Below are 4,483 nucleotides of genomic sequence, written 5' to 3'. Positions count from 1 at the left end.
GCAAAAAAAGAACCACAAACCCCAACACCGAAAACCAGAGGGTGAAAGGAGAAAGCTTTGGGAAGCAAGCCAAGGAAACTAAGGGGGGGGTTGGTCGAGTTCCGTTCGAACTCGACCGACCTCCACCAATGGGGGTCTCTCATGGCACTGTTCGGCAACGCGCACACGATCAACCCGGCGACCGCGCAGCAGGACTACGCGCGCCTGTTGGGCCACGGCGAACAGGTGCAGGCCGCGTTTCTGCTGATCCGCGACACCATGATCTTCACCGACCGGCGTCTCGTCCTCATCGACAAGCAGGGGATAACCGGCAAGAAGGTCGAGTACCACTCCATTCCGTACCGCAGCATCTCGCACTTCTCGGTGGAGACCGCCGGGCACTTCGACCTCGACGCCGAGCTCAAGATCTGGATCTCCAGCGCCCAGGAGCCGATCCAGAAGACCTTCACCAAGGGCGTCGACATCTACGAGGTACAGGCGATCCTGACGCAGTACGTAGCGCGCTGACCAGCAACGGCGGAGCTGCTGCTGGTCAGCTCTGACCGCCCGGCCCCGACCACCCGTTCAGGCAGTCGGCACGCGGTCCAGGAATCCGTACACCGTGCGGATACGCCCGTCGTCGGCGAGCGCGATGACGTCGAAACCGGCGACGGGCGCGGATCCGTCGGCGACCGACACCAGTTCCCACCCGAAGCGCGCGATGTCGTGGTGGCCGTCGACCGCGCCGACCTGCCTGAACTCGAACCCCGGGAACTGCCCGTGGGCCCCCGCGATCACGGCGGCGAGGGACTCGTGCCCGGTGGCGTCGGACAGCGGGTCCGTGTAACTGCCGTCCTCGGTCCAGGCGGCGGCCACGGCCTTGGCCAGGTCCTCGGCGCCCTCGGCGTTCCAGGCCTCGAAGTAGCGGGCGACAGCGGTCTCGTACGCGGAAGAGTCGTGTGCGGTCATGGCGGGTGCCTCCTGCGATGCGGTCATCGGGGTTGTTCCTTCGACGACTTGAGCTTGCCGGACAGCCAGGTGCGGGGCGATTACGTCCGAGGTAACGCGAGGCCGGAAGCGCTCCCCGGTGTCTTCTCACGCGCGTGCGTCTGTGCTTGCCTTGGGGCCGCTCGTGGGGCCCTTGAGGCCTCTTTCGGTCGTCCGGACGGGAGTTGGCGTATGCGCAAGTCGTGGGTCGGCGGAGTGCTGGCCGCCGCGCTGCTCCTCGGGGCGTGCGGCGACCCCGGTTCGTCCGAGGCCGCCCCGGCCCCCGCCCCGAAGCCCCCCACCGCCGAAGCCACCCCACCCCCATCCCCCTCGCGATCCCTGTCCCCGTCGCCAGGATCGTCAACGATCCGCCCCCGCGTTGCAGAAAAGTCCCGGACAAAAGCCCCAAAGGTCCTCTATCTCGGGGACTCTCTCGCAATGGAGAACCAGACCGCCCTCGGCGACCTGCTCCGCGCCGAACTCGGCGCCCGCTACACCAGCGCCCCCTACTCCGGCACCACCCTCTGCGACTACCTCGACGGCACCGGCGACGACTCCCTCGTACCGGACAAGGACAAGGCCGCCGCGCTGGTGCGTGCGGAGCGGCCGGATGTCGTGGTGCTCCAGTTCTGGGGCAACGCGTGGGGCTATACGCCGTGCATGGACGGCATCACGTACGACAAGGCGCGGGCGAAGTACTTCGACCGGTACGCCGCCGACGCGAAGGCGCTGACCTCGCAGATCAACGACGCCGCCGGCGGGGCGGACCGTACGCGTGTCGTGTGGGTGCTGCAGGGGCCCGACCCGATCACGCCCGATCGCGTACGGCGCGTCAACGCCATCTACGAGACGCAGGCCCGGGCATCGGGCGGGATCGTCGCCGACGCGGGCCGCACGGTCGCCCCGGCGTCGGACCGGCACACCTGGGTCGAGAAGCTGCCGTGCACCACGTACGAACGGAACCATCCCGCGTACTGCACCGAGCCGGGCCGTGACCGCACCTCCCTGCATCGCGGCGACGACTACCTGCACTTCTGCCTGGCGCCCACCACCGCCAAGTCCCGCCCCTGCCCGACCCGTTCGCCCGGCATCCGGCGGATGGCGGCGGAGATCACCCGGGCTGTCGCCGACGCGCGCCAGTAATTCTGGGCGCCGAGGGCGAAGCCGTCCCCGTCATCCCCATTCGGCGTCCCCGTCATCCCCGTTCGGCGTCCCCGTCATCCCCATTCGGCCCAACTCCGCTCGCGCACCCCGGGGCGGCTGTCACACGCTGTGAATTCCTGTCGGCGGAGAAACACAGCGGCGAACAGAAGAAGAGAAGGGGTGCCCATGAGCAGCAGCGGTGACAGCGGCAGCAGCAGTAGTAGCAGCAGCGGCGGCGGCGGCGGCACGAGCAACGCCTTGAGGGGCGAGAGTCTCTGGGCATCCGGCGGCACGATGTTCGCGGGTGTCCTGATGCTGGTGAACGGCATCCTCGGCATCCTCGAAGGCATCGCGGGCATCGCGAAGGACGATGTCTACGCGCGCATCGGGGACTACGTCTACAAGTTCAACCTCACCGCGTGGGGCTGGCTGCATCTGATCCTCGGCATCCTCGTCGCGATCACCGGCTACGGCATCCTCAAGGGCGCGGCCTGGGGCCGGGCGAGCGGTATCGCGCTTGCGTCGTTGGCCGTGGTCCTGCAGTTCCTGTGGCTGCCGTACCAGCCGGTCTGGGCGTTGATCTCGATCGCCATCGGCATCTTCGTCATCTGGGCGCTCTGCACGGACCACCCGGACCGTGACCGTGACCGTGGTGTTCCGCCGGGCGACACGGCGGCGGCGGGCGGCTGGGGACCCAGGCCCACCTCCAGCGGCCCCGGCCCGTTCGCCGAGGGATCCGGTGGCTCCGGTGGTACCGGACCCACGCCTCCTCCCACCACCGCCCCCTGACCGGACGCGAGGCAGACGTGGCCCCGGAGGGGCCCATGACACCGCAGGCCCGCGCCCTGCTCCCGCTCGTCGTGCCCGCCCTGCTCGTCGGTGTCGGGTCCAGCCTGATCCTGCTGCTGCTCAGCCTGGTCGCCGAGCGGTTGCAGGATCTGCTGTGGGACACGTTGCCGGACGCGGTCGGGATGTCCGGGACGTCGGCGGGGTGGATCTTCGGCATGCTCACCGCGACGGGGTTCGTCGTCGGTCTGATCGTGTGGAAGGTCCCCGGGCGCGCCGGGCCCGACCCCGCGACACTCGGCCTCGTCGATCCGCCGCTGCCCGTCCGGGTGCTCCCCGGCATCGCGCTCGCCGTCATCGTGGGCCTCGCGGGCGGCGTCAGTCTCGGCCCGGAGAACCCGATCACGGCGATCAACATCGCCCTCGCCTTCACACTCGGCGCGAAGGCCATGCCCCGCACACCCGCCGCCGACTGGATCGCCCTCGCCGCCGCCGGGACCATCGGCGCCCTCTTCGGTACGCCGGTCGCGGCGGCGCTCATCCTCTCCGAGACCGTCACCGCTCCAGGACCCGACCCGCGCCCCCTGTGGGACCGGCTGTTCGCACCGCTCGTCGCGGCGGGTGCGGGGGCACTGACCACCGTCCTCATCGCGCACCCGACGTTCCAGATCGACGTCGAGGCCTACGGCGGACCGCGCTGGGCCGACATGCTCTCCGCGATGGTCATCAGCACGGGGGCGGCCGCGATCGGACTGTGCGCCGTGTACGCCTTCCCCCACCTCCACCGCGCCTTCCGCCAGCTCGGGCACCCTGTCCTCATGCTGACCGTGGGCGGTCTCGTGCTCGGCGCTCTGGGCGCGCTCGGCGGCCAACTGACCCTCTTCAAGGGCCTGGACGAGATGAAGGAGCTGACCACGCACGCGTCCGACCACGACGCGGGCAACCTGCTCCTGCTCGCCCTGGTCAAACTGCTCGCGCTCTGCGTGGCCGCGACCTGCGGATTCCGGGGCGGGCGGATCTTCCCGGCGGTCTTCGTGGGCGTGGCCCTGGGCATGTTCGCGCATGCCCTCGTCGACGCCGTACCGCCCGCCCTGGCGATCACCTGCGCCATCCTCGGCGTCCTGCTCGCCACGACCCGGCAGGGCTGGCTGAGCCTGTTCACGGCGGCCGTGGTGGTGATGGACCTCGAACTGCTGCCCGTCCTGTGCGTGGCGGCCCTGCCTGCCTGGCTGTTGGTGACGGGGCGCCCGGACATGCTGATCGAGGAGGACCGGGCGAAGGCCACGGCAGGTTAGACGGCGGCAGACCAGAGGACGACGGTAGGTCAGAGGACGGCGGCAGATCAGCGGACCACGCGAACCAGGGGCGGCGGCAGGTCAGGGGCGGTCGTCCTGGTTCGCGTGGTTCGAGCCGGGGCGGTCGTCCTGGTTCGCGTGGTCCGAGCCGGGGAGCACGCCGAGTACGAGCCCGACGGCGTAGCTGAAGAAGCCAACGGTGGTCGGGTAGCCGGAGCCCATTGCTGGGCTCCAGCCCCCTCAGAACCGTGCGTGCGCCTCGCAGCGCACACGGCTCAAGCAGACCCCTCGGG

General features: G+C 69.9%; 5 protein-coding genes and 1 pseudogene. 4 read left to right on the top strand and 2 right to left on the bottom strand.

Annotation, left to right across the window (positions count from 1 at the left end):
* Positions 1–141: 141 nt before the first annotated feature.
* Positions 142–507, top strand: a complete 366-nt coding sequence (locus tag ACZ5CR_RS43205) for a PH domain-containing protein (protein WP_468868573.1) — start codon at positions 142–144, stop codon at positions 505–507.
* 57 nt (positions 508–564) lie between these two features.
* Here the strand turns inward: ACZ5CR_RS43205 and ACZ5CR_RS43200 are convergent, their stop codons facing one another.
* Entirely contained in the window at positions 565–975 is a 411-nt protein-coding gene (locus tag ACZ5CR_RS43200) for a nuclear transport factor 2 family protein (protein WP_468868569.1), read from the bottom strand.
* 183 nt (positions 976–1,158) lie between these two features.
* On the opposite strand from ACZ5CR_RS43200, the gene ACZ5CR_RS43195 reads away from it, so the two are divergent.
* The 3 genes and pseudogenes from ACZ5CR_RS43195 (at position 1,159) to ACZ5CR_RS43185 (ending at position 4,190) form a co-directional block, all read left to right on the top strand.
* The gene (locus ACZ5CR_RS43195; RefSeq protein ID WP_468868567.1) at positions 1,159–2,109 is read left to right on the top strand and encodes an SGNH/GDSL hydrolase family protein; all 951 of its coding nucleotides are present in this window, start codon (positions 1,159–1,161) and stop codon (positions 2,107–2,109) included.
* Between the two features lie 186 nt (positions 2,110–2,295).
* Positions 2,296–2,736, top strand: a pseudogene (locus ACZ5CR_RS43190) (DUF7144 family membrane protein); the annotation flags it as partial.
* A gap of 197 nt (positions 2,737–2,933) precedes the next feature.
* Positions 2,934–4,190 (top strand): ion channel protein, encoded by a 1,257-nt coding sequence (locus tag ACZ5CR_RS43185; protein ID WP_468868564.1) that lies wholly within the window; start codon positions 2,934–2,936, stop codon positions 4,188–4,190.
* An 81-nt stretch (positions 4,191–4,271) separates the two neighbouring features.
* Here ACZ5CR_RS43185 and ACZ5CR_RS43180 read toward each other — a convergent pair whose 3' ends face one another.
* Positions 4,272–4,412: a hypothetical protein gene (locus ACZ5CR_RS43180; protein ID WP_468868562.1), complete on the bottom strand. Its 141-nt coding sequence runs from the start codon at positions 4,410–4,412 to the stop codon at positions 4,272–4,274.
* Between the last annotated feature and the right edge of the window lie 71 nt (positions 4,413–4,483).

It is taken from the genome of Streptomyces sp. NPDC031274, from assembly GCF_055570235.1.
Note: the sequence above shows the minus strand (reverse complement) of the source record. Positions and strands in the feature narration are given on the sequence as shown.

Coding starts and splice junctions, on each gene's coding strand:
- ACZ5CR_RS43205 (WP_468868573.1), top strand. CDS start 142: ATGGCACTGTTCGGCAACGCGCACACGATCAACCCGGCGACCGCGCAG.
- ACZ5CR_RS43185 (WP_468868564.1), top strand. CDS start 2,934: ATGACACCGCAGGCCCGCGCCCTGCTCCCGCTCGTCGTGCCCGCCCTG.
- ACZ5CR_RS43200 (WP_468868569.1), bottom strand. CDS start 975: ATGACCGCATCGCAGGAGGCACCCGCCATGACCGCACACGACTCTTCC.
- ACZ5CR_RS43195 (WP_468868567.1), top strand. CDS start 1,159: ATGCGCAAGTCGTGGGTCGGCGGAGTGCTGGCCGCCGCGCTGCTCCTC.
- ACZ5CR_RS43180 (WP_468868562.1), bottom strand. CDS start 4,412: ATGGGCTCCGGCTACCCGACCACCGTTGGCTTCTTCAGCTACGCCGTC.